We start from the raw sequence: 23,934 nt of genomic DNA, 5'->3' as shown, positions 1-23,934 counted from the left end.
GGCGACCAAAAAGACTATGATACACGCTATTTTATATTAAATAACCGTTGTTAGCCGCCGGCTGCGGCGCGTCGCCACCGGCGGCGCCCGTCGTCTCGTCCGCACAGCGTTTTTCTCTCGGCTTTTAGGCAGGAAACATCATGACAGGAAACGAAAATAACCTGATTTGGATCGATTTGGAGATGACCGGGCTGGATCCCGAGCGTGACCGCATTATCGAGATCGCCACGCTGGTCACCGACGCCAACCTGAACATCCTGGCCGAAGGGCCGGTGATCGCCGTGCACCAATCCGACGAGCAGCTGGCCTTGATGGACGAGTGGAACGTGCGCACCCATACCGGCAGCGGGCTGGTGGAGCGGGTGAAAGCCAGCCGCCAGGACGATCGCGCCGCCGAGCTGGAAACCATCGCCTTCCTGCAGCAATGGGTGCCGGCCGGCAAATCGCCGATCTGCGGCAACAGCGTGGGCCAGGATCGCCGTTTCCTGTTCCGCTACATGCCGGAGCTGGAAGCCTACTTCCATTACCGCTACCTGGACGTCAGCACGCTGAAGGAACTGGCACGCCGTTGGAAGCCGGAAATTCTCGGCGGCTTTAAGAAGCAGGGCACCCATCAGGCGCTGGATGACATCCGCGAATCGGTGGCCGAACTGGCTTATTACCGCGAACATTTCATTCAGCTTTAAGGCGATGGCGGCCCCTGCGGGGAAAATACGCCGTTTTTAGCCGCTTAATTCGCCAATCTGGCGCTTTAATCGGCAATCAAACAAAAATCGCGTTTTTTTGCTTTCAGGGGCTTGCGGCAAAAAGGATTTCTCGTATAATGCGCACCCCGTACCGATGAAGAATTTCGTAACGTTCCACCATCGATACGCCGGGCGGGAATAGCTCAGTTGGTAGAGCACGACCTTGCCAAGGTCGGGGTCGCGAGTTCGAGTCTCGTTTCCCGCTCCAAATTCAACAATGCCGCGATGCGGCATGATGAATAAATAAAGCAGTATCAAGCAGTACCTATGCGACGCGGGAATAGCTCAGTTGGTAGAGCGCAACCTTGCCAAGGTTGAGGTCGCGAGTTCGAGCCTCGTTTCCCGCTCCAAAAATTCAAAGGTCACGCCAGTGTTTGGTGACCGGATGCCGAAAGCATCTCTATGCGGGAATAGCTCAGTTGGTAGAGCACGACCTTGCCAAGGTCGGGGTCGCGAGTTCGAGTCTCGTTTCCCGCTCCAATTTTCTCTTCGTTTCAAACTCAAGTCCAACGCCTTATCCGGCGCGGATTTTTGTCCCGTTTTACACGCCCGGTAAAAATGTTGTGAACAGAGTTATCCACAGCCTCTGCACATAAACTCGCCTGCCTGAAAAATCAACGTCATACAAATTAAATATTTATCTATTTGATTTATATACTTATTTATTTATCCCAAAACGTTATGCCGATCACTTGCTCTTTTTGTTGCAGTTGAAAGACAACGTGTTTTTATTTTTATGCACAAATCCACAGAGTAAGGATGCCGGTGATGCGGCCGCGCGGCGCACGCCGTCAGGCGTCCCTCGGCAAACCTTTTTCCACAGCCCGTATCAGCCGTTTTTTCTGTGCCGTCTGCACCTCGATGCCCTGCGCTTCACGGCGAGCAAGCTGTTGCGCCAGCGCCCAGTGGATATGCTCGTCCAGCATGCTGTCCTGGCCCAAACGCGTGCGCAGCGCGAGCACGACGCCGTCCTCATAAGGCGCATTGCCCAGCGCCACGGCGATATTGCGCAACCAGCGCAGGTGGCCGATGCGGCGTATCGCCGAGCCTTCGGTGATGCGCAGGAATTTTTCTTCTGTCCAGTTGAACAGATCGATCAGCTGCGGCGCATGCAGTGCGGCGCGCGGGCTGAAATCGTCTTCGTCAGTGAGCTGCGAAAAGCGATTCCACGGGCAGATCAGCTGGCAGTCGTCGCAGCCGTAGATGCGGTTGCCGAGCAGCGGGCGAAATTCTTCCGGGATCGCGCCTTCCAGCTCGATGGTGAGGTAGGAGATGCAGCGCCGGGCGTCGACAGTATAGGGGGCGACGATGGCGCCGGTCGGGCAAGTGGTGATGCAGGCGACGCAGCGGCCGCACTGCTCTTCCTGCGGCCGATCCACCGGCAGCGGCAGATCGATCAGCAACTCGCCGAGGAAAAACCACGACCCGGCTTCACGGTTGAGAATTAGTGAGTGTTTACCAACCCAGCCGATGCCCGCCTTGGCGGCCAGCGCGCGCTCCATCACCGGCGCAGAATCGACAAAGGGGCGGAAATTCAACTCGCCGCAGTATTCCTGGATCTGATCGCCCAGTTTTTTCAGGCGCTGGCGCAACAGCTTGTGATAGTCACGCCCCAGCGCGTAGCGGCTGACGTAGCCCAGTTGCGAATTCTGCAAGGTGCTGGCGAACGCCGCCTTGGCCGGCAGGTAGTTCATGCGTACGCTGATCACTCGCAGCGTGCCCGGCAACAGTTCGTGAGGGCGTGCGCGCAACATGCCGTGGCGCGCCATCCATTCCATCTCGCCGTGGTACTGCTTGTCGAGCCAGGCCTGCAGCTTCGGCTCTTCAAGGCTCAGATCGGTATCGCAGATGCCAACCTGCTGGAATCCTAGCGATTGCCCCCATTGCTTGATATGTTGGGCGAGTTGATGAAGATCGAGGGGGTGCGTCATGACGGGCCACAGTGAAAAAGCATACGCTGACAGTTTACCACACTCTGTCTGGCCTGCGGATTGGATCCGTCGCTCGGAACCCGCGGCGGCGGCCTCGCTCGGTATTTCTCTTTACGATTTGATGCAGCGCGCCGGTCAGGCGGCCTACGCGCTGGCTCGCAACGCGTACCCCTCCCGTGACCACTGGCTGGTGCTGTGTGGCCACGGCAACAACGGCGGCGACGGCTATGTGGTGGCGCGCCTGGCGAAGGCGGCGGGCGTGCAGGTGACGCTGATCGCCTGCGAAGGCGCACGCCCTTTGCCACCGGAAGCCGCAGCGGCTCGCGAGGCCTGGCAAGCTGCAGGCGGCGACATTCTGCCGGCGAACAGCCGCTGGCCGGCGTCTGTTTCGCTCATTATCGACGGCTTGCTGGGCACTGGCCTTGGCAGCGCGCCGCGTGCGCCTTTTGATGCGCTGATTGAGGCCGCCAACCGCCATTCGGCGCCGGTGGTGGCGCTCGATGTCCCGTCCGGGCTGCTGGCGGAAAGCGGCGCGGCGCCGGGCGCGGTGGTGCGTGCCGCGCATACCGTCACGTTCATCGGCCTCAAACCGGGGCTGCTGACCGGCCAGGCGCGCGACTGGGTCGGGCAACTTCATCAGAATGCGCTAGGCTTATCGGGTTGGTTGGCGAAGCAACCGGAGCAGATTCAGCGGCTTACCGCCGAGGCGTTGCCGCGCTGGCTGCATCCGCGCCGTCCTTGCGCGCATAAGGGCGAGCATGGCCGCCTGCTGTTGGTGGGCGGCGATAGCGGTTTCGGTGGCGCCATTCGCATGGCGGCGGAGGCGGCGCTGCGCAGCGGGGCAGGATTGGTGCGAGTGCTTACTCACATTGATCATGTTGCGCCGCTGCTGGCGGCCAGGCCGGAGCTGATGGCGCAGGCGCTCGACGAGGCGACGCTGCGGCAGGCGATGCAATGGGCGGATGTGCTGGTGATTGGCCCGGGGCTGGGCCAGGCTGAGTGGGGCAAAAACGCCTTGAGCGTGCTGCAAACCAGCGATAAACCGGCCTTGTGGGACGCCGATGCGCTGAACTTGCTGGCATTAAATCCCGAGAAACGGCAGAATCGCGTGATGACTCCGCATCCTGGAGAGGCGGCGCGGCTGTTGAGCTGCAGCACTGCCGACATCGAGAGTGATCGCTTACTTGCCGTGCGCAAGCTGACGGCGCGCTACGGCGGCGTGGCTGTGCTGAAAGGCGCCGGTACGCTGATCGCCGATGAGCAGGGGCAGATGGCGATCGCCGACGTCGGCAACGCCGGCATGGCCTCCGGCGGCATGGGCGATGTGCTGTCGGGCATCATCGGCGGTTTGCTGGCGCAAAAGCTCCCGCTGTATGATGCCGCCTGTGCGGGCTGCGTCGTGCATGGCGCGGCCGGCGATCGCGTAGCGGAAAGACAAGGAACAAGAGGCATGTTGGCGACCGATTTACTGCCGGACATCCTTCATTTCGTTAACCCTGAGTGGGCAAAATAGACTTTATCGAATGAAAGAACTCGTTTTACCTCTGCCGGACGAGGCAGCGACTGTCGCTTTGGGCACCACTTTGGCCAAGGCCTGCGATCGCGCCAGCGTCATCTATCTCTACGGCGACCTGGGCGCCGGTAAAACCACCTTCAGCCGTGGCTTCCTGCAGGCGTTGGGGCATCAGGGCAACGTCAAAAGCCCGACCTACACGCTGGTGGAACCCTATGCCTTGCAGCCGCTGGCGGTGTATCACTTCGATCTGTATCGCCTGGCCGATCCGGAAGAGCTTGAATTCATGGGCATTCGCGATTACTTCGCGCAAGACGCCATCTGCCTGGTCGAATGGCCGCAGCAGGGCACCGGCGTGCTGCCGGAGCCGGACCTGGCGCTGCACCTCGGCTATCAGGGCGAGGGACGAGAGGCGAAGATCGAGGCGATTTCTGCTTACGGCAGCCAGCTGTTAGACCGCATTCATGGATCACAGGGATGATGCTGCAATGACGCAGGTGTTGAAAAAATTTGCGGTCATCATGCTGATCGCCGTGCTGGGGCCGCTCGGCGCGTTGAACGCGCTGGCGGCGTCCTCGCTGTCCGATATCAAAGTGTCGAACGCCCAACGCGAAGCGACGGTGTCGGTGAGCTTCAATGGCCCGCCGGACTATGCGTTTTTCCCGCTGCACGGCCCGGAACGGGTGGTGCTGGACGTTAACCAGAAGGGCAAAGTCGGCGGCCTGCCGCTCAACTTTAGCGGGCAAAACCTGGTAAAGAGCATTCGCTCCAGCGCGCCGAAAGACGCTCAGAGCGTGCGCCTGGTGTTTGATCTGACCCAGCGCGCCAAAACCCGCGTTTCCACTCGCCAGAACGGCGGCGTGCATACCGTGGTGTTCACCATTTCGGCCGAAGGCGGCGCCAATATCGTGGCGCGTAAAGCGCCGGTGCAAACGCCTCCGCCGGTCGCCGTCAGTCAACCGCCGCGTCAGGCGCCGGTTGCGGTGCGTGAAGCGCCGGAGCCGCCGCTGCGCAAAGCGCCGACGGGATCGAATCCCTTCACCCAAAAACAGACTGTGGTCGCAGGCACCGCCACTGAGGTCACGCCGCGCAGCAGCCGCGTTTCCGCCGGTTCCGGCGATCGGGTGGTGGTGGCGATCGACGCCGGCCACGGCGGCCAGGATCCGGGAGCCATTGGCCCGAGCGGGTTGAAAGAAAAGAATGTCACCATCGCCATCGCGCGCCGCCTGCAGGCGATGCTGGACGCCGATCCGCAGTTCAAACCGGTGCTGACGCGTAACGGCGACTATTTTATCTCGGTGATGGGGCGTTCCGACGTTGCGCGTAAACAGGGCGCCAACGTGCTGGTCTCCATCCACGCCGACGCCGCGCCAAACCGCAGCGCCAGCGGCGCTTCCGTCTGGGTGCTGTCCAACCGCCGTGCCAACAGCGAAATGGCCGGCTGGCTGGAACAGCACGAGAAGCAGTCTGAGCTGCTCGGCGGCGCCGGCGATTTGCTGGCCAATAGCCAGGCCGACCCTTATCTGAGCCAGGCGGTGTTGGATCTGCAGTTCGGCCACTCGCAGCGCGTCGGGTACGACGTGGCGGTGAAGGTACTGCAGCAGCTGCAGAGCGTCGGATCGTTGCATAAACGCCGGCCGGAACACGCCAGCCTGGGCGTGCTGCGTTCGCCGGATATTCCATCGCTGCTGGTGGAAACAGGATTTATCAGTAATAGCACGGAGGAGCGGCTGCTGGGCAGTAGCGCGTATCAGGAGAAGATTGCCAGGGCCATTCATAACGGCCTGCGCAGCTACTTCCTGGCGCATCCGCTGCAAGCCGACCCAAAGGTGGAAAACCGACCGCTGGACGTCGCAGCGGCGGTTAACACCTCAACACCAGACGTGCGCCAGCCGGAGCCTATCGTCAGCCCGGCCGGCGCAAGCCGCAGCGTTAGCGGCAAGACCCAGATCCACGTGGTGAAGCGGGCGGAGACGCTGTCCGGCATCGCCGACAGCTACGGCACCACCATGGCGGCCCTGCGGGATCTGAACAAACTGAAGAAAGACGGCGTGTGGGTCGGGCAACGCCTGAAGGTGCCGGCGGGTAAAACCGCCGCCGTCACCGCCGTCGCCAAGGCGAAAACGCCGGCGAAGAAGCCGTCTAAACATAAAGTGGCCCGTGGGGACACGCTGTCCTCTATCGCTTCTCGTTATGGGGTCAGCGTCGGCGATCTGAAACGGGTCAATAATCTGAAGTCGGACGTCGCGCCGCTGGATCGGACGCTGACCATTCCGCAGGCCTAGCGCCACCGCTACAGGAGTCAGCATGCCTATCCAGGTGTTACCGCCACAGCTCGCCAACCAGATCGCCGCCGGAGAGGTGGTTGAACGCCCCGCGTCGGTGGTCAAAGAGCTGGTGGAAAACAGTCTGGACGCCGGTGCGACGCGCATCGATATCGATATCGAACGCGGCGGTGCCAAGCTGATCCGCATTCGCGATAACGGCTGCGGCATCGGCAAGGACGATCTGGCGCTGGCGCTGGCGCGGCACGCCACCAGTAAAATCAGCACGCTCGACGACCTGGAGGCGATCGTCAGCCTCGGCTTTCGCGGCGAAGCGCTGGCCAGTATCAGCTCGGTTTCCCGTTTGACCCTGACGTCGCGTACCGCCGAACAAAGCGAGGCGTGGCAAGCCTATGCCGAAGGGCGCGAGCAGGCGGTGACGGTCAAACCCGCCGCGCACCCGGTCGGCAGCACGCTGGAAGTGCTGGATCTGTTTTACAATACTCCGGCGCGCCGCAAGTTCATGCGCACCGAGAAAACCGAATTTGGCCATATCGATGAAGTGGTGCGGCGCATCGCGCTGGCGCGTTTCGATGTGGCGATCAACCTCAGCCACAACGGCAAACTGATCCGCCAATACCGGGCGGCGAAGGAAGAGAGCCAGCACGAGCGCCGTTTAGGCAGCATCTGCGGCCCGGCGTTTTTACAGCATGCGTTGAGCATCGACTGGCAGCACGGCGATCTGAGCATCCGCGGTTGGGTGGCGGATCCGGCCGGGGCACGCCAACTGGGTGAAATGCAGTATTGTTACGTCAACTGTCGCATGATGCGCGATCGTTTGATCAATCACGCCATTCGTCAGGCCTATCAGGATCAGTTGAAGGACGATCAGCAGCCCGCTTACGTGCTGTATCTGGAGGTCGATCCGCACCAGGTGGATGTCAACGTTCATCCCGCCAAGCACGAGGTGCGTTTCCATCAGGCGCGGCTGGTGCACGATTTTATCTACCAGGCAGTGACCACCGTGCTGCAACAGGCCGGGCAGACGCCGTTGCTGCCGCTGGCGGAAACGCCGGACGAAGCGCCCGCGCCGGTCTGGCAGCAGGAAAACCGCGTCGCCGCCGGCGGCAACCATTTTTCTTTGCCGGCGTCGCGTCGTGAAACGCCGTCATCGCCCGGCGCCGCCCGCGAGCGCGCGCCGCAGCCCGGTTGGCAAACGGCGGGCGGTTACCAAAAACGCGAAGGCGAGCTGTACGGTAAACTGATGCAGCCCGCCGCCGAGCTGCCGGCCGAGGCCGCGCCGGAAACCCCGAGCAAGCCGCCGCTGTTCCCGCCGGCGAAAGCCGCAGCGGAAACGCCGTTGGCGAGCGGGCAACACAGCTTTGGCCGGGTGCTGATGATCCATCCGCCGTGTTATGCGTTGATTGAACAGCGCCAGCAGCCGGCGTTGCTTAACCTGACGGTGGCGGAACGCTGGCTGCGCCAGGCGCAGCTCAACCCGCCGGCAGAAGGGCTGCGGCCGCAGCCGCTGCTGATCCCAGTCAAGCTGACGTTGGAGAAGAGCGAAGCGGCGGCCATCGCGCGGCATCAGGCGCTGCTGACGATGATGGGGCTGGATCTGCAGGCGGATCACGGCCGTGTGACGCTGCGCGCAGTGCCTTTACCATTACGCCAACAAAATTTACAAAAACTGATACCCGAACTGTTAGGCTATCTGGCCGAACATCAGGAGATGTCGCCCGCGGTGCTGGCTACCTGGCTCGCTCGCCGCCTTGGCAGCGAACATGAACAGTGGAACACCTCGCAAGCGATACAATTGCTGACCGACGTTGAACGACTTTGCCCGCAGCTGGTCAAATCGCCACCGAGCGGACTTTTACAACCCGTTGATTTACAGGCCGCACTGGCGGCCCTCAAGCATGACTGACACTGAAATGACACCACGTCCCCCGGCTATTTTCATCATGGGGCCAACCGCCTCGGGCAAGACTGCGCTGGCGATCGCGCTGCGTGAACGCCTGCCGGTGGAGCTGATCAGCGTCGATTCCGCGCTGATTTACCGCGGCATGGATATCGGCACCGCCAAGCCGAGCGCCGAAGAATTGGCGCAGGCGCCGCACCGGCTGATCGATATCCGCGATCCCGCCGAAGCTTACTCGGCCGCGGAGTTTCGCGCCGATGCGCTGAAAGAGATGGCCGACATCACCGCCGCCGGCCGCATTCCGCTGTTGGTGGGCGGCACCATGTTGTATTTCAAGGCGTTGCTGGAAGGATTGTCGCCGTTGCCGTCCGCCGATCCCGCGGTGCGCGAGCGCATCGAACGGCAAGCGGCGGAGCAGGGCTGGGAGGCGTTGCACCGTCAGTTACAGGCGATCGATCCGGTCGCGGCATTGAGAATTCATCCGAATGATCCGCAGAGACTGTCCAGAGCACTGGAAGTTTTTTTTATTTCGGGTAAAACTTTAACGGAACTGACTAAAATTTCGGGTGAATCGTTGCCGTATCAAGTTCACCAATTTGCGATAGCGCCGACCAGCCGTGAGTTGATCCATCAACGCATCGAGCTGCGGTACCATCAAATGTTGGCGGCGGGTTTTGAGACGGAAGCGCGTGCACTTTTCGCACGGGGTGATTTGCATACGGACTTGCCCTCCATTCGCTGTGTCGGTTACCGCCAGATGTGGTCATACTTGTCTGGTGAAATTAGTTACGATGAGATGGTTTATCGTGGTATTTGCGCAACGCGTCAGTTGGCTAAACGCCAGATGACCTGGTTACGGGGTTGGGAGTCGGTCCATTGGTTGGACAGTGAAAAGCCGGGAGAGGCTTTGGACTCGGTGACACAGGTTGTTAGTGCATAGGTTGGGTGATTGTGTACAATTGCTGAGTATTCAGCGCGCAAATTTTTTACGTCGTTTATTTTAGAGCCGACAGGTTCTTAGTTACAAACAACAAGCAAATAAGGAAAAGATAGAATGGCTAAGGGGCAATCTTTGCAAGATCCGTTCCTGAACGCATTGCGTCGTGAACGTGTTCCGGTTTCTATTTATTTGGTGAATGGTATTAAGCTGCAAGGCCAGATTGAGTCTTTTGACCAGTTTGTCATCCTGTTGAAGAACACGGTTAGCCAGATGGTGTACAAGCACGCTATCTCTACCGTTGTCCCGTCACGCCCGGTTTCGCATCACAGCAACAACCCGAGCGGCGGTTCAAGCAACTATCACCATGGCAACAATCCGTCTGCGCAGCAACAGCCGCAGCAGGAAAGCGATGACGCTGAATAAAGCGCGTTGCAAGTCAACCATGACGGGGAGCATAAGCAGCCGCGGGCTGTTTATGTCCCCCAAACTCACGGTGAGTGTCCGTTTGAGAGGTTGCACGCTTGTTTGACCGTTATGAAGCCGGTGAGCAGGCCGTACTGGTTCATATCTATTTCTCGCAAGACAAAGATACGGAAGACCTCAACGAGTTCGAATCGCTGGTCTCCTCAGCCGGTGTCGAAGCTTTGCAAGTGGTGACTGGTAGCCGCAAAGCCCCGCATCCGAAGTACTTTGTCGGCGAAGGAAAGGCCGAAGAAATTGCAGATGCGGTGAAAGCCAGCGGCGCGTCTGTTGTCCTGTTTGATCATTCCCTTTCCCCGGCGCAGGAAAGAAACCTCGAGCGCCTGTGCGAATGCCGGGTGATCGATCGCACCGGGCTGATTTTAGACATCTTTGCCCAGCGTGCCCGCACCCATGAAGGTAAGCTGCAGGTGGAGCTGGCGCAGTTGCGTCACATCGCCACGCGCCTGGTACGCGGCTGGACGCACCTGGAGCGGCAAAAAGGGGGGATTGGCCTGCGCGGGCCGGGGGAAACCCAGCTTGAGACCGACCGTCGCCTGTTGCGCGATCGCATCAGCTTGATTCTGCGCCGCCTGGAGCGGGTAGAAAAGCAGCGTGAACAAGGCCGACGCGCGCGGACCCGCGCCGATGTGCCGACCGTATCGCTGGTGGGCTACACCAACGCCGGCAAATCCACCCTGTTTAACCGAATAACGTCTGCCGAGGTGTATGCGGCGGACCAGCTATTTGCCACCCTGGATCCTACGTTGCGGCGCATTGACGTGCCGGACGTGGGGGATACCGTGTTGGCGGATACCGTAGGCTTTATCCGGCACCTGCCGCACGATCTGGTGGCCGCCTTCAAGGCGACGCTGCAGGAAACGCGCCAGGCATCTCTGCTGCTGCACGTCATCGATGCCGCAGATCCGCGCGTCGATGAGAACATCGAAGCGGTGAACACCGTGCTGGCGGAGATAGACTCGGATGAAATTCCTACACTGTTAGTGATGAACAAAATAGATATGCTGGACGATTTTGTGCCGCGTATCGACCGCAACGACGAAAACCTGCCGATCCGGGTGTGGCTGTCCGCCGCCAGCGGAGAGGGTATTCCGTTGCTGTATCAGGCGTTGACGGAGCGCTTATCGGGGGAGATCGCGCATTACGAATTGCGCTTACCGCCACGGGCAGGCCGTCTTCGCAGCCGTTTTTACCAGCTTCAGGCGATTGAAAAAGAGTGGAACGAAGAAGACGGCAGCATTGGCGTGGTGGTGCGAATGCCGATCGTCGAATGGCGTCGTCTCTGCAAGCAAGAACAGGACCTGATTGACTTTATCGTATGATCATATCCTGTTACATTTATGCTTCGCGAAAGCCTGAAGTACCCAATCACAGAATATGGAGCTAAAACATGGCGTGGAATCAGCCCGGTAATAACGGACAGGACCGCGACCCGTGGGGGAGCAGCAATAACAATGGCGGCAACTCTGGCGGTAACAACAAAGGCGGTCGTGATCAAGGGCCACCTGATTTGGACGATATCTTCCGCAAACTGAGCAAGAAATTGAGCGGTTTCGGCGGGGGCAAAGGCTCCAACAGCAATAGCGGCGGCACCGGCACCTCTGGGCCGGGCTTCAGCGGCCGCATTATCGGTATCGCGGCGGTCGCCGTGGTGGTGATCTGGGCCGCCAGCGGCTTCTACACCATCAAGGAAGCCGAGCGCGGCGTCGTGACGCGTTTCGGTAAGTTCAGTCATCTGGTGCAGCCGGGCCTGAACTGGAAGCCGACCTTCATCGACGACGTGCGTCCGGTGAACGTGGAGTCCGTGCGCGAATTGGCAGCGTCCGGCGTGATGCTGACCTCCGATGAAAACGTGGTGCGCGTGGAAATGAACGTGCAGTACCGCGTGACCAACCCGGAAGCGTACCTGTTCAGCGTCGTCAATGCCGACGACAGCCTGAGCCAGGCGACCGACAGCGCCCTGCGCGGCGTGATCGGCAAATACTCGATGGACCGCATCCTGACCGAAGGCCGTACCGTGGTGCGTAACGATACGCAGCGCATGCTGGAAGAGACCATTCGTCCTTACAACATGGGCATCACGCTGCTGGACGTCAACTTCCAGGCGGCGCGTCCGCCGGAAGAGGTGAAGGCGTCGTTCGACGATGCGATCGCCGCGCGTGAGAACGAGCAGCAATACATCCGTGAAGCGGAAGCTTACGCCAACGAAGTTCAGCCGCGTGCGAACGGCCAGGCGCAGCGTCTGCTGGAAGATTCCAAGGCTTATAAGGATCGCACCGTCCTGGAAGCTCAGGGTGAGGTGGCGCGCTTTGCCAAGCTGTTGCCGGAATACAAGTCCGCACCGCAGATCACCCGCGAGCGTCTGTATATCGAAACCATGGAAAAAGTGCTGGGCCATACCCGTAAGGTGTTGGTGAGCGACAAAGGCAACAACCTGATGGTGCTGCCGCTGGATCAGATGCTGCGCGGCCAAGGCGCGGCGACGGAGAGCGGCAACAAGGATACCAGCCTGATTCGCCTCAATCCGAATCCTGCGCCGGCTGCCAACAGCAGCACTCCGCGCACCAGCGGCGGATCGGTTATGGATCAGCGCCGGGCGAATGCGCAGCGTGACGACACCACTCGCGTAGGGAGAGAGTAATCAATGCGTAAGTCTTTTGTAGTTATTGTCCTCGCGGTGCTGGTGGTGCTGTACGCTTCGCTGTTCGTGGTGCAGGAAGGCCAGCGCGGCATCGTGCTGCGCTTCGGCAAGGTGCTGCGCGATGGCGAAAACAAGCCGCTGGTGTATGCGCCGGGTCTGCACCTCAAGATCCCATTCATTGAGACCGTGAAGAACCTGGATGCGCGCATCCAGACCATGGACAACCAGGCCGATCGCTTCGTGACCAGCGAGAAGAAAGACCTGATCGTCGACTCCTATCTGAAGTGGCGCATCAGCGATTTCAGCCGTTACTATCTGGCGACCGGCGGCGGCGACGTCTCCCAGGCCGAAGTGCTGCTGAAACGCAAGTTCAGCGACCGTCTGCGTTCCGAAATCGGCCGCCTGGACGTGAAAGACATCGTGACCGACTCGCGCGGCAAGCTGATGTCTGACGTGCGTGACGCGCTGAACACCGGCACAGTGGGCGACGGCGAAGAAGTGGCGACCACCGAAGCCGATGACGCTATCGCTTCTGCGGCGGCGCGCGTTGAGCGGGAAACCACCGGCAAACAGCCGCAGGTGAACCCGAACAGCATGGCGGCGCTGGGCATCGAAGTGATCGACGTGCGTATCAAGCAGATCAACCTGCCAGCCGAAGTGTCCGACGCCATCTACCAGCGTATGCGCGCCGAGCGTGAAGCGGTAGCCCGTCGTCTGCGCTCGCAGGGCCAGGAAGAAGCCGAGAAGCTGCGCGCCAGCGCGGATTACGAAGTGACCCGTACCCTGGCGGAAGCAGAGCGTCAGGCGCGTATCACCCGCGGTGAAGGCGATGCCGAAGCAGCCAAGCTGTTCGCCAACGCGTTCAGCCAGGATCCGGACTTCTATGCCTTTATCCGCAGCCTGCGTGCCTATGAAGCCAGCTTCAAGGACAATCAGGACGTGCTGGTACTGAGCCCGGACAGCGATTTCTTCCGCTACATGAAGTCGCCTGATACCCTGCGCAAATAAGCGCGGGAGGCAATCTGATCGAGGGCCCGTTTACGCGGGCCCTTTCTCGTTTTTGGGGGATGCATGAACTCAACGATTTGGCTGGCGCTCGGGCTGGTTCTGGTGCTGGAAGGATTGGGGCCGATGCTGTTTCCGCAGGCCTGGCGCAAAATGATTGTGGCGATGTCGCAGTTGCCGGACGCGACGCTGCGGCGATTTGGCGGTGGAATAGTGGTTGCGGGCTGCGTGATCTACTACATGTTGAGCGGCCGCACGGGTCTTTAAAGTCTAGCCCAAAATTTATGCAATCGTATGCTAAAAGTGCTGAAAATCGAAAATTACGGTGGTAGAATCCATTTTTAAGCAATCGGTGATTTTGAAAAATGGGTAAGAACGTCGTCGTACTGGGCACCCAATGGGGTGACGAAGGTAAAGGCAAGGTTGTAGACCTGCTGACTGAACGGGCTCAATATGTTGTGCGCTACCAAGGTGGCCATAACGCTGGCCACACTCTGGTAATCAACGGTGAAAAAACCGTTCTTCATTTAATTCCTTCAGGTATTCTGCGTGAAAACGTCACCAGCATCATCGGCAACGGTGTTGTTCTGGCGCCGGACGCGTTGATGAAAGAAATGGGTGAACTCGAAGCGCGTGGCATCCCGGTACGCGAACGTCTGTTGCTCTCTGAAGCTTGCCCGTTGATCCTGCCTTACCACGTTGCGTTGGATAACGCGCGTGAGAAAGCGCGCGGCGCGAAAGCGATCGGCACCACCGGTCGCGGCATCGGCCCGGCTTACGAAGATAAAGTGGCTCGTCGCGGCCTGCGCGTCGGCGATCTGTTCAACAAAGAAACTTTCGCCGTTAAGCTGAAAGAGATCGTCGATTACCACAACTTCCAGCTGGTCAACTACTACAAAGTTGACGCCGTCGATTATCAGGCGACGCTGGACTACGTGCTGTCTATCGCCGACATCCTGACCGCCATGGTGGTTGACGTTTCCGAACTGCTGGACGGCGCGCGCAAGCGTGGCGACCTGATCATGTTCGAAGGCGCTCAGGGCACCCTGCTGGATATCGACCACGGTACTTACCCGTACGTTACCTCTTCCAACACCACCGCCGGCGGCGTAGCTACCGGTTCCGGCATTGGCCCACGTTATGTGGACTACGTGCTGGGCATCGTGAAAGCCTACTCCACTCGCGTGGGTGCAGGTCCGTTCCCAACCGAACTGTTCGATGAAACCGGCGAGTACCTGTGCAAGCAGGGTAACGAGTTCGGCGCCACCACCGGCCGTCGTCGTCGTACCGGCTGGCTGGACGCGGTAGCGGTGCGCCGCGCCGTGCAGATCAACTCCCTGTCCGGCTTCTGCCTGACCAAACTGGACGTCCTGGACGGCCTGAAAGAAGTGAAGATCTGCGTGGGCTACCGCATGCCGGACGGCCGCGAAGTGGACACCACTCCGCTGGCGGCTGAAGGCTGGGAAGGCATCGAGCCTATCTACGAAACCATGCCGGGCTGGAGCGAAACCACCTTTGGCGTGAAAGAGCACAGCAAGCTGCCTCAGGCTGCGCTGAACTACATCAAGCGCATCGAAGAAGTGACCGGCGTACCGGTAGACATCATCTCTACCGGCCCGGATCGCAGCGAAACCATGATCCTGCGCGACCCGTTCGACGCATAATCAGGCTTTGCGGCATTAAACAAACCGGGCGCGTCCCGGTTTGTTTTTATCCTGACTCCCTCCGATTGCGGTTTCACGTCAAAAAATCCTTTCATAAACCCGCCTTAGGGCGCGGGATTCGCTAAATAATTAGCGACGAACTCTCCGGCTGGTTTATTATCCAATGAGTAATCTTTTGAATAGCGCCGAAAAGCGGCGTATCAGACGGGTAAAGTGATACCCAGAGGTAAGATGTGCAGTTAACAAGTTTTACTGATTATGGCCTGCGGGCGTTGATCTACATGGCCTCGTTGCCGCAGGACAAGATGACCAGCATCTCGGAAGTGACCGAGGTTTATGGCGTGTCTCGCAACCATATGGTGAAGATCATCAATCAGTTGAGCCGGGTAGGTTTTGTCACGGCGGTGCGCGGTAAGCATGGCGGCATCCGTTTGGGCAAACCGGCCGAGAGCATTCGCCTCGGCGACGTGGTGCGGGCGCTGGAGCCGCTCGCGCTGGTTAACTGCAGCAGCGAGTTTTGCCACATCACCCCTGCCTGCCGATTGAAGCAGGTGCTCCAACAGGGCGTACAGAATTTCCTTGAAGAGCTGGATAAGCATACGTTGGCCGACATGGTCGAAGACAATCCGCCGCTCTACAAGCTATTGCTTGTCGAATAAAACGACGTTGAGAAGACAAGGCTCAACGTCATCCTGCTGATGACAACGGAGGAACCGCAATGTCACAAGATCCATTCCTGGAACGAGAAGCAGAAAAATACGAATCCCCTATCCCCAGCCGTGAATATATCCTGGCCCATTTGGCGAAAAGAGAAACGCCGGCCAGCCGCGAAGAACTGGGCAACGAATTGGGTCTCAGCGGTGAAGAACAGCTGGAAGCGCTGCGCCGCCGCCTGCGCGCCATGGAGCGCGATGGTCAGTTAGTGTTTACCCGCCGCCAGTGCTACGCGCTGCCGGAACGTTTGGATCTGCTGCGCGGCACGGTGATCGGCCACCGCGACGGCTACGGCTTCCTGCGCGTCGAAGGCAGCAAAGACGATCTGTACCTGTCCGCCGAACAGATGAAAATGGCGATCCACGGTGACGTGGTGCTGGCGCAGGCCTTGGGCGCGGACCGCAAAGGGCGCCGCGAAGCGCGCATCGTGCGCGTGCTGGTGCCGAAAACCAGCCAGATTGTCGGCCGCTTCTTCATGGACGCCGGTACCGGCTTCGTGGTGCCGGACGATAGCCGTCTGAGCTTCGATATTCTGATCCCGGCGGACAGCGTCAGCGGCGCGCGCATGGGCTTTATGGTGGTGGTGGAGCTGACTCAGCGTCCGACTCGCCGCACCAAGGCGGTTGGCAAGATCGTTGAGATCCTCGGCGACAAGATGGGCACCAGCATGGCGGTGGATATCGCGCTGCGCACCCATGAGATCCCGCATACCTGGCCGCCGCAGGTGGAAAAACAGGTGGCCGATCTCAGCGAACAGGTGCCGGAAGCGGCCAAGAAGGGCCGCGTCGATCTGCGCAAGCTGCCGTTGGTCACCATCGACGGTGAAGACGCGCGCGACTTCGATGATGCCGTGTACTGCGAGAAAAAACGCGGCGGCGGCTGGCGCCTGTGGGTAGCGATCGCCGACGTCAGCTACTATGTGCGTCCACGCACCGCGCTGGACGACGAAGCGCGCAGCCGCGGCAACTCGGTGTATTTCCCGTCGCAGGTGATCCCGATGCTGCCGGAAGTGCTGTCCAACGGGCTGTGCTCCCTGAACCCGCAGGTCGATCGCCTGTGCATGGTGTGCGAGATGACCATCTCCGCCCAGGGGCGCCTGTCCACGGCCAAGTTCTACGAGGCGGTGATGAGCTCCCACGCCCGCCTGACCTACAACAAGGTGTGGCACATTCTGCAGGGCGATCAGGAGCTGCGCGAGCATTATCACCCGCTGGTCAAGCACCTGGAAGAGCTGCACGCCATGTACAAGGTGCTGGATAAGGCGCGCGCCGAGCGCGGCGGCATCGCGTTCGAAACCGAAGAAGCCAAATTCATCTTCAACGCCGAGCGTCGCATCGAGCGCGTAGAGCCGACGGTGCGCAACGACGCCCACAAGCTGATCGAAGAGTGCATGATCATGGCCAACGTGGCGGCCGCGCGCTTCGTCGAGAAACGCAACGAGCCGGCGCTGTACCGCGTGCACGATCGTCCAAGCGACGATCACATCTCCGCGCTGCGCAGCGTGCTGAGCGAACTGGGGCTGACGCTGGGCGGCGGTAATAAGCCGCAGCCGAAGGACTATGCGGTGCTGATGGATGAGGTGTCCGAGCGCCCTGACCACGAAATGCTGCAAACCATGTTGCTGCGCTCAATGAAGCAGGCGATTTACGATCCGGAAAACCGCGGCCACTTCGGCCTGGCGCTGGCCTCTTACGGCCACTTCACCTCGCCGATCCGCCGTTATCCGGATCTGGCGCTGCACCGCGCGATCAAATACCAGCTGGCCAAGGAACACGGCGAGCCGAAAGAGCGCTGGACGCCGACCGGCGGCTGGCACAGCGAATTCGAAGAGATGCTGCAGCTGGGCGAACACTGCTCGATGACCGAGCGCCGCGCGGACGAAGCGACGCGCAACGTCGCCGACTGGCTGAAGTGCGACTTCATGCAGGATCACGTCGGTGAAGTGTTCAGCGGCATCATCTCCAGCGTGACCGGCTTCGGCTTCTTCGTGCGCCTGAACGATCTGTTTATCGACGGGCTGGTGCACGTATCAACTCTGGATAATGATTACTATCGCTACGATAATATCGGCCAGCGCCTGATCGGCGAGTCTTCCGGCACGGTCTATCGCCTGGGGGATACGGTGGAGATCCGCGTGGATGCGGTGCATATGGACGAGCGCAAGATCGACTTCGCGCTGGTATCCAGCACCCGCAAAGCGCGCGGTGAAGGGAAAACCGAGCGCGATCGCGCCAAGAAGGGCGGCCAGCGTACGCTGCGCGACAGCGGCAATGCGGGGCGCGGCAAGCGCCGCGGCGGCAAACCGCCGGCCAACTTCGAACCGGACAGCGCCTTCCGCAAGCAGGATGACGCCAAGCCCGCCGACAAGGTGAAGAAGGCGAAGAAGAAGGCCAAGAAAGCGTCTGACAAAACGCGGAAAATCGCGGCGGCGACCAAAGCCAAACGCGCAGCCAAGAAGAAAGGTGCCGAGCAGGCCTAACCTGCCGCACATCGTTACCATCGGCCGGTTATCGCCGGCCGCACGAATTTAAAAGAGCATCATGAGCGAAATTATTTACGGCATCCACGCCGTCAAAGCCCTGTTAGAGCGCGACCCGCAACGCTTCCTGGAAGTGTTTATCCTGAAAGGCCGCGAAGATCGCCGCCTGCAACCGCTGATCGCCGAGCTGGAAGCGACCGGCATCGTGATCCAGGTGGCGAACCGCCAATGGCTGGATGACAAGGTTGAAGGCGCGGTGCACCAGGGGATCATCGCCCGGGTGCGCGAAGGGCGCCAGTATCAGGAGAACGATCTGCCGGGCCTGCTGGAAAGCGTGGAGACGCCGTTCCTGCTGGTGCTGGACGGCGTGACCGACCCGCATAACCTCGGTGCCTGCCTGCGCAGCGCCGACGCGGCCGGCGTGCACGCGGTGATCGTGCCGCGTGACCGTTCCGCCCAGTTGAACGCCACCGCCAAGAAAGTGGCCTGCGGCGCCGCCGAAAACGTGCCGTTGATCCGCGTGACCAACCTGGCGCGCACGCTGCGTCTGCTGCAAGAGATGAATGTCTGGGTGGTGGGCACCGCCGGCGAAGCCGACCATACGCTGTATCAAAGCAAAATGACCGGCCCGATGGCGCTGGTAATGGGCGCGGAAGGCGAAGGCATGCGCCGCCTGACCCGCGAACACTGCGACGAGCTGATCAGCATCCCGATGGCCGGTACCGTCTCTTCGCTGAACGTGTCGGTCGCCACCGGCATCTGCCTGTTCGAAGCGGTGCGTCAGCGCGGCTGATTCTCCTGACGGGGGCGCTGTGCCCCCGTTAATTCCCCCTCTTGTGATCCCGCCTGCGGCAGAAATCTCTGCGCCGACCATACTTACTCCTGACGCTTTTTTCAGGGAGCACTCTCATGGTCTGGACTACGCACACCGTTTTTAACCAACCCAAGCCGCTGGGCAACAGCAACCTGTTTCTCTCCGATACGCCGCTGCGCGAAGCGTTGCAGCGCGAGCAAGGCGGTTGGGACGCCGAGGTATTGGCTTCGCTGGGCCAGCAGCTCGGCACGCAGGAGTCGCTGGAGCTGGGGCGGCTGGCCAACGCCAACCCGCCGGAGCTGCTGCGCTACGACGCCACCGGCCAGCGACTGGACGACGTCCGCTTTCACCCGGCCTGGCATATCCTGATGCAGGGGCTGATCGCCAACCGGGTGCACAACCTGCCCTGGCAGGAGGATGCGCGCATCGGTTCCTTCGTGGCGCGCGCCGCGCGCTTTATGCTGCATGCGCAGGTCGAGGCCGGCACGCTGTGCCCGGTGACCATGACCTTCGGCGCCACACCGCTGCTGCAGCAGGCGTTACCGGCCGAGTTTCGCTCCTGGCTGACGCCGCTGCTGTCGGATCGTTATGACGCTCACCTGCTGCCGGGCGGGCAAAAGCGCGGCCTGCTGATCGGCATGGGCATGACGGAGAAGCAGGGCGGCTCCGATGTTTTGAGCAATACCACCACCGCCACGCCGCTCGGCGCGCGCGGGCCGGGCGAAGCCTACCGGCTGGTGGGGCACAAGTGGTTCTTCTCGGTGCCGCAGAGCGATGCGCACCTGGTGCTGGCGCAGGCCGAAGGCGGGCTGTCCTGCTTCTTCCTGCCGCGCATTTTGCCGGACGGCAGCCGCAACGCCATTCGCCTGGAACGGCTGAAAGACAAGCTGGGCAACCGCTCCAACGCCAGCAGCGAGGTGGAGTTTCAGGACGCCACCGCCTGGCTGCTGGGCGATGAGGGCGACGGGGTGCGGCATATCCTGAAAATGGGCGGCCTGACCCGTTTCGACTGCTCGCTGGGCAGCCACGGCCTGATGCGCCGCGGGCTGTCGGTGGCGCTGTATCATGCGCTGCAGCGGCAGGCATTTGGTAAGCTGTTGATCGAACAACCGCTGATGCGCCAGGTTCTGGCGCGCATGGCGCTGCGGCTGGAAGGGCATACCGCGTTGCTGTTCCGGCTGGCTCGCGCCTGGGAAAGCCGCAGCAATGAGGGCGAGCTGATCTACAGCCGCCTGCTGACGCCGGCGGCCAAATACAGCATCTGCCGTCAGGGCATGCCGTTCATCGCCGAGGCGATGGAGGTGCTGGGCGGCATCGGCTACTGCGAAGAGAGCGAGCTGCCGCGCCTGTACCGTGAAATGCCGGTGAACAGCATCTGGGAGGGCTCCGGCAACATCATGTGTCTGGACGTTTTGCGCAGTCTGCATAAACTGCCGGGCGCGCTCGAGATGTTGCAGTTCGAGCTGCAGCCGGTGCGCGGCCAGAATCGGTTGTTCGATCATGCCTGGCGGCAGTGGCAGCAGCGCGCCCGGCAACCGCGTGAAGAGATGGGGCGGCTGCTGACCCAGCAGCTGTTCGACCTGTGCTGCGCCGCGCAACTGCTGCAGCATGCCAGCCCGCAGATCGCCGACGCCTGGTGCCACCTGACGCTGGATCACCGCGGCGAGAGCCTGCTGTCGGCCGAGGTGTGCGAACTGCTGCTGAACCGCGCCATCGGCGGTTAGGGAAAAGGGTGGCGCGCGGCGGCGAAAACCTTTTTAATTCAGCCTCACTCTGACAGGAAAATGCACATGGATATTCTCAGCGCGTTGGCGGCGTTCGCCTCTTACTTCTTCAGCGGTTTCGCCATGATTTTGGTGTTTCTGTTCGTCTATACCCGCATCACCCCGCATGACGAATGGGCGTTGATCAAGGCCGATAATCAATCCGCCGCCTTTGCCTTTATCGGCGCTTGCCTGGGGTATGTGATCCCGCTGGCCAGCGCGGCGGTCAACTCGATCAGCCTGCTGGATTACCTGCTGTGGGGCGTGGTGGCGCTGGTGGTGCAACTGCTGCTGTTCGCGGCCGTGAAGATCTACATGCCGCGCATCAGCGACAAGATCGAAGCCAACCATCTGGCCGCCGGGATTTTCCTGGGGGGCGTCTCCATTAGCGGCGGCGTGTTGAATGCGGCGTGCATGAGCTACTAAAGGTATAAGATGGCCGAGGCGCGCCAGCCAAGCGGGTGCGCCTGTTCTTCCATCCGCAGGATGCGGTAATAGCTGGCGCCGTGTTGACCGGCGGTGCGGGCGATGGCCAGTTCCGCTTCCTGCGGCGAGCCGGGCAGATCGCTGAAGGTGATCTCGGCGATTTCACTGAGCGGCGTCACGCGATCGGCGGGCGCCAGCTCGGCGGACTGTGCGCCGGTGCTGAGCAACCCCATGGAAAGCAAGAGGGAGGTGAGTGCGGTGGAGCGTTTCATGGCGTTCCCCTTCGTCAGATCCTGAATCGCACCCGCAACATGCGGCATGCTGTCCCTCAGTGTGCAACACCCTGCTTCAGCCTGTGCAAAGCCAGTGTAAATCTGCTTAAACAATCCCCGCCTTAGCGATACAGGATCGCCTGGGAATACCATTGGCCCGGCACGACGGTTTCGCTGTTCATGATGATCACATAATAACGGGCGCCGGCGGCGGTGGCCTTGCGTTGGATCTCCGCTTCCACGTCCATCGGGCTGCCGCGTACCACGGCGGTGACGGTGCCGATTTTCACCAGCTCGGCGGTCTGCGCGCGGACGATCTCCTGCGCCTGTGCGGTGGGCGGCGGCGGCGGTTTCGGCGTGGTGGTCATGATGCCGCAGGCGGAAAGCTGCGCGGCCAGCGTCAGGGCGATGAGTGTGCGGACAAACGTCATGGGAACCTCGAAAGAGCCGGTGCGATGGCTTCAGTGTAACGCAATATAAGCTGGAACAGATTGAGCTAACGCTGGCTGGCGCAAGTTTGTCATGATGAATGCCAACAGGTGAGTTGAGGATGAACGGATGATCGAAATTCATGACGAGCGGGCGGGCGATATTGCGGTGATCCATGCGGTGCCGGCGGGGCAGTATCATCGGCCGCTGCCGACGGTGTTCTTCTGCCATGGTTATACCTCGTCGAAAGAGGTGTACGCCTACTTCGCCTATGCGCTGGCGCGCGCCGGTTTTCGGGCGGTGCTGCCGGATGCCGATCGGCACGGCGAGCGGTTCGACGGCGATGAGACGCGGCGCCTGGCGGCGTTCTGGGAGATCCTGCGCGGCAATATCGACGAGCTGCCGCAGATCAAGGCACATTTTGAGCGGCTTGGCCTGATTGCCGACGGACGCATCGGCGTTGCCGGCGCCTCAATGGGCGGCATGACCGCGCTTGGCGCCTTCGCGCGCTTCCCGTGGATCCGGGCGGCCGCCAGTCTGATGGGCTCCGGCTATTACCGTTCACTGGCGCAAACGCTGTATCCGCCGTTGGGCGAAGAGGGCGAGGCGCTCTCGCCGGCGGCGTTTGCCGCGCGCACCGCCGTGCTGGCGGAATATGAGCTGGAAGGACGTTTGGAGACGATAGCCGGGCGGCCGTTGTTGCTGTGGCACGGCGAGACGGACGACGTGGTGCCTGCGGCGGATAGCCTGCGTTTGGCGGCCGAACTGCGGCGGCAAGGCGCGGATGGCCGTTTGACGTCGCTCGTCGAGCCGGGGGTGAAGCACCGCATCACGCCGTTGGCGCTGTCCGCCACGGCAGACTTTTTCCGCCGCGAGCTGTGATGCGCCGCCGGGCACGATGCATGGAATTGCAGCGCTCTGTGCCTGCTGTTTCGGCCATCGTTTGGCCGAATGAAGGGGAGAATGTCAGCGTGAATTCTTTCAGGGCAGCAAGGAGCAGAGGGCATGATAAAAAGCATCGGCAGTGTGGCCGGCTTAATGGGAACGATAAAAGCGCGCGCCGAGCTTAACTCAGCGGCCTTCAGCGAGATGCTGGAGGCAGCCGACGGCAAGGTGCATCCGCTGTCGCGCATTACCGCGCAGACGGTGCAAAACATGACGGCGCTGTTCTCTTTCGCGCCGAAAGCGGCGGCCACTCACACTGCGGCGCCGGGAGCACTCTCGTTCGAACAGCGGGCGACCCTGGCGGAAAGTGCCGATCTGCTGCAAATGCGCACCCACTATCTGCGGATGGCGTTGCAGTTGCACAATCCGGGCAAGTCGCTCAACGCGCCGGCGTTGCTCAAGCTCTGATTGGCGGGGGAAGCGGAGCGACCAACGGGCGGCGCTCCGGTGCGGACTGAACGGGCTTTCTGATGAAGCCCTGGGATTTCCCTGGCGTGGCGCGTCTCTTTAGCGGTACAGCTCGGCGCTGACGTGCATCGTGCTGTTGTCGCCCGGTTCGTGCAGGGCGATGATGCGATAAGAGCTTGCGCCGCGTTGGTCGGCGATTTTACTGACCTGGCTGCTGGCGTCGTCCGGCGAAACCACATTCTGGTTCAGGGTGACGAAGCCGACGCTTTGGCGTTGATCGGCCTGGTGCGAGGTGATCTCCGTCGCAGCCATCACATTGGCGGAGAACAGGGCGGCCAGCGCCGTCGTGAGAATAATGCGTTTCATAGTGCCTCTCTTACTTTTTGCCGTTACGGCCTGACAGCGAGTGTCGCTGCGGCAAAAAGTCATTTATCTGCATTGAATAACCTGGGATCTTTTTCGTCGCGCTGTCTGCGGCGGATATGGTTAATTTTAGTCCGTTGCCGGCGATTAAAAAGCGGGGTGTTTTGAAGACCTCTTTCAAAAAAAGTGAAATAGATTTGTGGCTCAGCGCTGATT

The 23,934-nt window shown here is 60.9% G+C and carries 24 protein-coding genes and 3 tRNA genes; 22 read left to right on the top strand and 5 right to left on the bottom strand.

Annotated features, from left to right (window positions below):
* Positions 1-140: 140 nt before the first annotated feature.
* The 4 genes from orn (at position 141) to MMS95_RS12265 (ending at position 1,226) form a co-directional block, all read left to right on the top strand.
* The gene (gene orn, locus MMS95_RS12280) at positions 141-686 is read left to right on the top strand and encodes an oligoribonuclease (RefSeq protein WP_004929689.1); all 546 of its coding nucleotides are present in this window, start codon (positions 141-143) and stop codon (positions 684-686) included.
* Positions 687-878: 192 nt separating this feature from the next.
* Positions 879-954 (top strand) — tRNA-Gly (locus MMS95_RS12275).
* A gap of 66 nt (positions 955-1,020) precedes the next feature.
* Positions 1,021-1,096, top strand: a tRNA-Gly gene (locus MMS95_RS12270).
* Between the two features lie 54 nt (positions 1,097-1,150).
* A tRNA-Gly gene (locus MMS95_RS12265) sits at positions 1,151-1,226 on the top strand.
* Between the two features lie 311 nt (positions 1,227-1,537).
* Here MMS95_RS12265 and queG read toward each other — a convergent pair.
* Complete coding sequence (gene queG, locus MMS95_RS12260; RefSeq protein WP_015376385.1) at positions 1,538-2,677, bottom strand: tRNA epoxyqueuosine(34) reductase QueG; 1,140 nt, start codon at positions 2,675-2,677, stop codon at positions 1,538-1,540.
* Between queG and nnr the strand changes: the two genes are divergently transcribed.
* The 16 genes from nnr to MMS95_RS12180 all read left to right on the top strand — a co-directional run bounded on the left by nnr (position 2,676) and on the right by MMS95_RS12180 (position 21,301).
* Positions 2,676-4,190: a bifunctional ADP-dependent NAD(P)H-hydrate dehydratase/NAD(P)H-hydrate epimerase gene (nnr, locus tag MMS95_RS12255; protein WP_041922173.1), complete on the top strand. Its 1,515-nt coding sequence runs from the start codon at positions 2,676-2,678 to the stop codon at positions 4,188-4,190. The genes queG and nnr overlap by 2 nt on opposite strands.
* Before the next feature lie 10 nt (positions 4,191-4,200).
* On the top strand, positions 4,201-4,671 hold the full coding sequence (gene tsaE / locus MMS95_RS12250) for a tRNA (adenosine(37)-N6)-threonylcarbamoyltransferase complex ATPase subunit type 1 TsaE (RefSeq protein ID WP_015376387.1): 471 nt from the start codon (positions 4,201-4,203) through the stop codon (positions 4,669-4,671).
* A 7-nt stretch (positions 4,672-4,678) separates the two neighbouring features.
* A complete protein-coding gene (amiB, locus tag MMS95_RS12245; protein WP_033631608.1) occupies positions 4,679-6,475 on the top strand; it encodes an N-acetylmuramoyl-L-alanine amidase AmiB in 1,797 nt (598 codons plus the stop codon).
* A gap of 22 nt (positions 6,476-6,497) precedes the next feature.
* Positions 6,498-8,381: a DNA mismatch repair endonuclease MutL gene (mutL, locus tag MMS95_RS12240; protein WP_075684694.1), complete on the top strand. Its 1,884-nt coding sequence runs from the start codon at positions 6,498-6,500 to the stop codon at positions 8,379-8,381.
* A complete protein-coding gene (gene miaA / locus MMS95_RS12235) occupies positions 8,374-9,315 on the top strand; it encodes a tRNA (adenosine(37)-N6)-dimethylallyltransferase MiaA (RefSeq protein ID WP_004933679.1) in 942 nt (313 codons plus the stop codon). The genes mutL and miaA overlap by 8 nt, the downstream gene beginning before the upstream one ends.
* A gap of 114 nt (positions 9,316-9,429) precedes the next feature.
* On the top strand, positions 9,430-9,738 hold the full coding sequence (gene hfq, locus MMS95_RS12230; protein WP_004933678.1) for an RNA chaperone Hfq: 309 nt from the start codon (positions 9,430-9,432) through the stop codon (positions 9,736-9,738).
* A 98-nt stretch (positions 9,739-9,836) separates the two neighbouring features.
* Complete coding sequence (gene hflX, locus MMS95_RS12225) at positions 9,837-11,117, top strand: ribosome rescue GTPase HflX (RefSeq protein ID WP_004933675.1); 1,281 nt, start codon at positions 9,837-9,839, stop codon at positions 11,115-11,117.
* Positions 11,118-11,185: 68 nt separating this feature from the next.
* Entirely contained in the window at positions 11,186-12,436 is a 1,251-nt protein-coding gene (gene hflK, locus MMS95_RS12220; RefSeq protein WP_016929360.1) for an FtsH protease activity modulator HflK, read from the top strand.
* 3 nt (positions 12,437-12,439) lie between these two features.
* On the top strand, positions 12,440-13,444 hold the full coding sequence (gene hflC / locus MMS95_RS12215; RefSeq protein WP_004933669.1) for a protease modulator HflC: 1,005 nt from the start codon (positions 12,440-12,442) through the stop codon (positions 13,442-13,444).
* 63 nt (positions 13,445-13,507) lie between these two features.
* Positions 13,508-13,708: a DUF2065 domain-containing protein gene (locus MMS95_RS12210; RefSeq protein ID WP_004933666.1), complete on the top strand. Its 201-nt coding sequence runs from the start codon at positions 13,508-13,510 to the stop codon at positions 13,706-13,708.
* Between the two features lie 98 nt (positions 13,709-13,806).
* Positions 13,807-15,105: an adenylosuccinate synthase gene (locus MMS95_RS12205; protein ID WP_004933663.1), complete on the top strand. Its 1,299-nt coding sequence runs from the start codon at positions 13,807-13,809 to the stop codon at positions 15,103-15,105.
* A gap of 233 nt (positions 15,106-15,338) precedes the next feature.
* A complete protein-coding gene (gene nsrR, locus MMS95_RS12200) occupies positions 15,339-15,764 on the top strand; it encodes a nitric oxide-sensing transcriptional repressor NsrR (RefSeq protein ID WP_015376391.1) in 426 nt (141 codons plus the stop codon).
* A 59-nt stretch (positions 15,765-15,823) separates the two neighbouring features.
* Entirely contained in the window at positions 15,824-18,298 is a 2,475-nt protein-coding gene (gene rnr / locus MMS95_RS12195; protein ID WP_048325821.1) for a ribonuclease R, read from the top strand.
* A gap of 61 nt (positions 18,299-18,359) precedes the next feature.
* Positions 18,360-19,091, top strand: a complete 732-nt coding sequence (gene rlmB / locus MMS95_RS12190; protein WP_004933653.1) for a 23S rRNA (guanosine(2251)-2'-O)-methyltransferase RlmB — start codon at positions 18,360-18,362, stop codon at positions 19,089-19,091.
* A gap of 116 nt (positions 19,092-19,207) precedes the next feature.
* A complete protein-coding gene (locus tag MMS95_RS12185) occupies positions 19,208-20,836 on the top strand; it encodes an isovaleryl-CoA dehydrogenase (RefSeq protein WP_021504938.1) in 1,629 nt (542 codons plus the stop codon).
* A gap of 66 nt (positions 20,837-20,902) precedes the next feature.
* The gene (locus MMS95_RS12180; protein WP_048325824.1) at positions 20,903-21,301 is read left to right on the top strand and encodes a DUF350 domain-containing protein; all 399 of its coding nucleotides are present in this window, start codon (positions 20,903-20,905) and stop codon (positions 21,299-21,301) included.
* On the opposite strand, the gene MMS95_RS12175 is transcribed toward MMS95_RS12180, so the two are convergent.
* Together MMS95_RS12175 and bsmA are read right to left on the bottom strand one after the other, a co-directional pair.
* Positions 21,298-21,573, bottom strand: a complete 276-nt coding sequence (locus MMS95_RS12175; protein WP_033633541.1) for a DUF1471 domain-containing protein — start codon at positions 21,571-21,573, stop codon at positions 21,298-21,300. The two genes, MMS95_RS12180 and MMS95_RS12175, sit on opposite strands and share 4 nt — an antisense overlap.
* Before the next feature lie 122 nt (positions 21,574-21,695).
* On the bottom strand, positions 21,696-22,004 hold the full coding sequence (gene bsmA / locus MMS95_RS12170) for a biofilm peroxide resistance protein BsmA (protein ID WP_048325827.1): 309 nt from the start codon (positions 22,002-22,004) through the stop codon (positions 21,696-21,698).
* Between the two features lie 127 nt (positions 22,005-22,131).
* Between bsmA and yjfP the strand changes: the two genes are divergently transcribed.
* Both yjfP and MMS95_RS12160 read left to right on the top strand, forming a co-directional pair.
* A complete protein-coding gene (gene yjfP, locus MMS95_RS12165; RefSeq protein ID WP_049243008.1) occupies positions 22,132-22,884 on the top strand; it encodes an esterase in 753 nt (250 codons plus the stop codon).
* A 123-nt stretch (positions 22,885-23,007) separates the two neighbouring features.
* On the top strand, positions 23,008-23,355 hold the full coding sequence (locus MMS95_RS12160) for a hypothetical protein (RefSeq protein WP_156866164.1): 348 nt from the start codon (positions 23,008-23,010) through the stop codon (positions 23,353-23,355).
* A gap of 99 nt (positions 23,356-23,454) precedes the next feature.
* Here MMS95_RS12160 and MMS95_RS12155 read toward each other — a convergent pair whose 3' ends face one another.
* A complete protein-coding gene (locus MMS95_RS12155) occupies positions 23,455-23,721 on the bottom strand; it encodes a DUF1471 domain-containing protein (RefSeq protein WP_033631615.1) in 267 nt (88 codons plus the stop codon).
* 10 nt (positions 23,722-23,731) lie between these two features.
* Positions 23,732-23,934 (bottom strand): hypothetical protein (locus MMS95_RS12150; protein WP_242141737.1); only part of this gene is annotated, 203 nt, incomplete at its 5' end.

This window comes from Serratia sp. PGPR-27, assembly GCF_022678525.1.
In the GTDB taxonomy this organism is placed as follows: domain Bacteria; phylum Pseudomonadota; class Gammaproteobacteria; order Enterobacterales; family Enterobacteriaceae; genus Serratia; species Serratia nematodiphila.
This window is presented reverse-complemented; position numbering and strand designations above follow the sequence as displayed.

What these genes read in the sequence shown, in the direction of transcription:
- yjfP (WP_049243008.1), top strand. Translation starts at nt 22,132, where the DNA reads ATGATCGAAATTCATGACGAGCGGGCGGGCGATATTGCGGTGATCCAT.
- MMS95_RS12185 (WP_021504938.1), top strand. Translation starts at nt 19,208, where the DNA reads ATGGTCTGGACTACGCACACCGTTTTTAACCAACCCAAGCCGCTGGGC.
- mutL (WP_075684694.1), top strand. Translation starts at nt 6,498, where the DNA reads ATGCCTATCCAGGTGTTACCGCCACAGCTCGCCAACCAGATCGCCGCC.
- tsaE (WP_015376387.1), top strand. Translation starts at nt 4,201, where the DNA reads ATGAAAGAACTCGTTTTACCTCTGCCGGACGAGGCAGCGACTGTCGCT.
- MMS95_RS12180 (WP_048325824.1), top strand. Translation starts at nt 20,903, where the DNA reads ATGGATATTCTCAGCGCGTTGGCGGCGTTCGCCTCTTACTTCTTCAGC.
- MMS95_RS12210 (WP_004933666.1), top strand. Translation starts at nt 13,508, where the DNA reads ATGAACTCAACGATTTGGCTGGCGCTCGGGCTGGTTCTGGTGCTGGAA.
- bsmA (WP_048325827.1), bottom strand. Translation starts at nt 22,004, where the DNA reads ATGACGTTTGTCCGCACACTCATCGCCCTGACGCTGGCCGCGCAGCTT.
- hflK (WP_016929360.1), top strand. Translation starts at nt 11,186, where the DNA reads ATGGCGTGGAATCAGCCCGGTAATAACGGACAGGACCGCGACCCGTGG.
- hfq (WP_004933678.1), top strand. Translation starts at nt 9,430, where the DNA reads ATGGCTAAGGGGCAATCTTTGCAAGATCCGTTCCTGAACGCATTGCGT.
- queG (WP_015376385.1), bottom strand. Translation starts at nt 2,677, where the DNA reads ATGACGCACCCCCTCGATCTTCATCAACTCGCCCAACATATCAAGCAA.
- miaA (WP_004933679.1), top strand. Translation starts at nt 8,374, where the DNA reads ATGACTGACACTGAAATGACACCACGTCCCCCGGCTATTTTCATCATG.
- MMS95_RS12155 (WP_033631615.1), bottom strand. Translation starts at nt 23,721, where the DNA reads ATGAAACGCATTATTCTCACGACGGCGCTGGCCGCCCTGTTCTCCGCC.
- MMS95_RS12175 (WP_033633541.1), bottom strand. Translation starts at nt 21,573, where the DNA reads ATGAAACGCTCCACCGCACTCACCTCCCTCTTGCTTTCCATGGGGTTG.
- MMS95_RS12160 (WP_156866164.1), top strand. Translation starts at nt 23,008, where the DNA reads ATGATAAAAAGCATCGGCAGTGTGGCCGGCTTAATGGGAACGATAAAA.
- MMS95_RS12205 (WP_004933663.1), top strand. Translation starts at nt 13,807, where the DNA reads ATGGGTAAGAACGTCGTCGTACTGGGCACCCAATGGGGTGACGAAGGT.
- rnr (WP_048325821.1), top strand. Translation starts at nt 15,824, where the DNA reads ATGTCACAAGATCCATTCCTGGAACGAGAAGCAGAAAAATACGAATCC.
- orn (WP_004929689.1), top strand. Translation starts at nt 141, where the DNA reads ATGACAGGAAACGAAAATAACCTGATTTGGATCGATTTGGAGATGACC.
- amiB (WP_033631608.1), top strand. Translation starts at nt 4,679, where the DNA reads ATGACGCAGGTGTTGAAAAAATTTGCGGTCATCATGCTGATCGCCGTG.
- rlmB (WP_004933653.1), top strand. Translation starts at nt 18,360, where the DNA reads ATGAGCGAAATTATTTACGGCATCCACGCCGTCAAAGCCCTGTTAGAG.
- hflC (WP_004933669.1), top strand. Translation starts at nt 12,440, where the DNA reads ATGCGTAAGTCTTTTGTAGTTATTGTCCTCGCGGTGCTGGTGGTGCTG.
- nnr (WP_041922173.1), top strand. Translation starts at nt 2,676, where the DNA reads ATGACGGGCCACAGTGAAAAAGCATACGCTGACAGTTTACCACACTCT.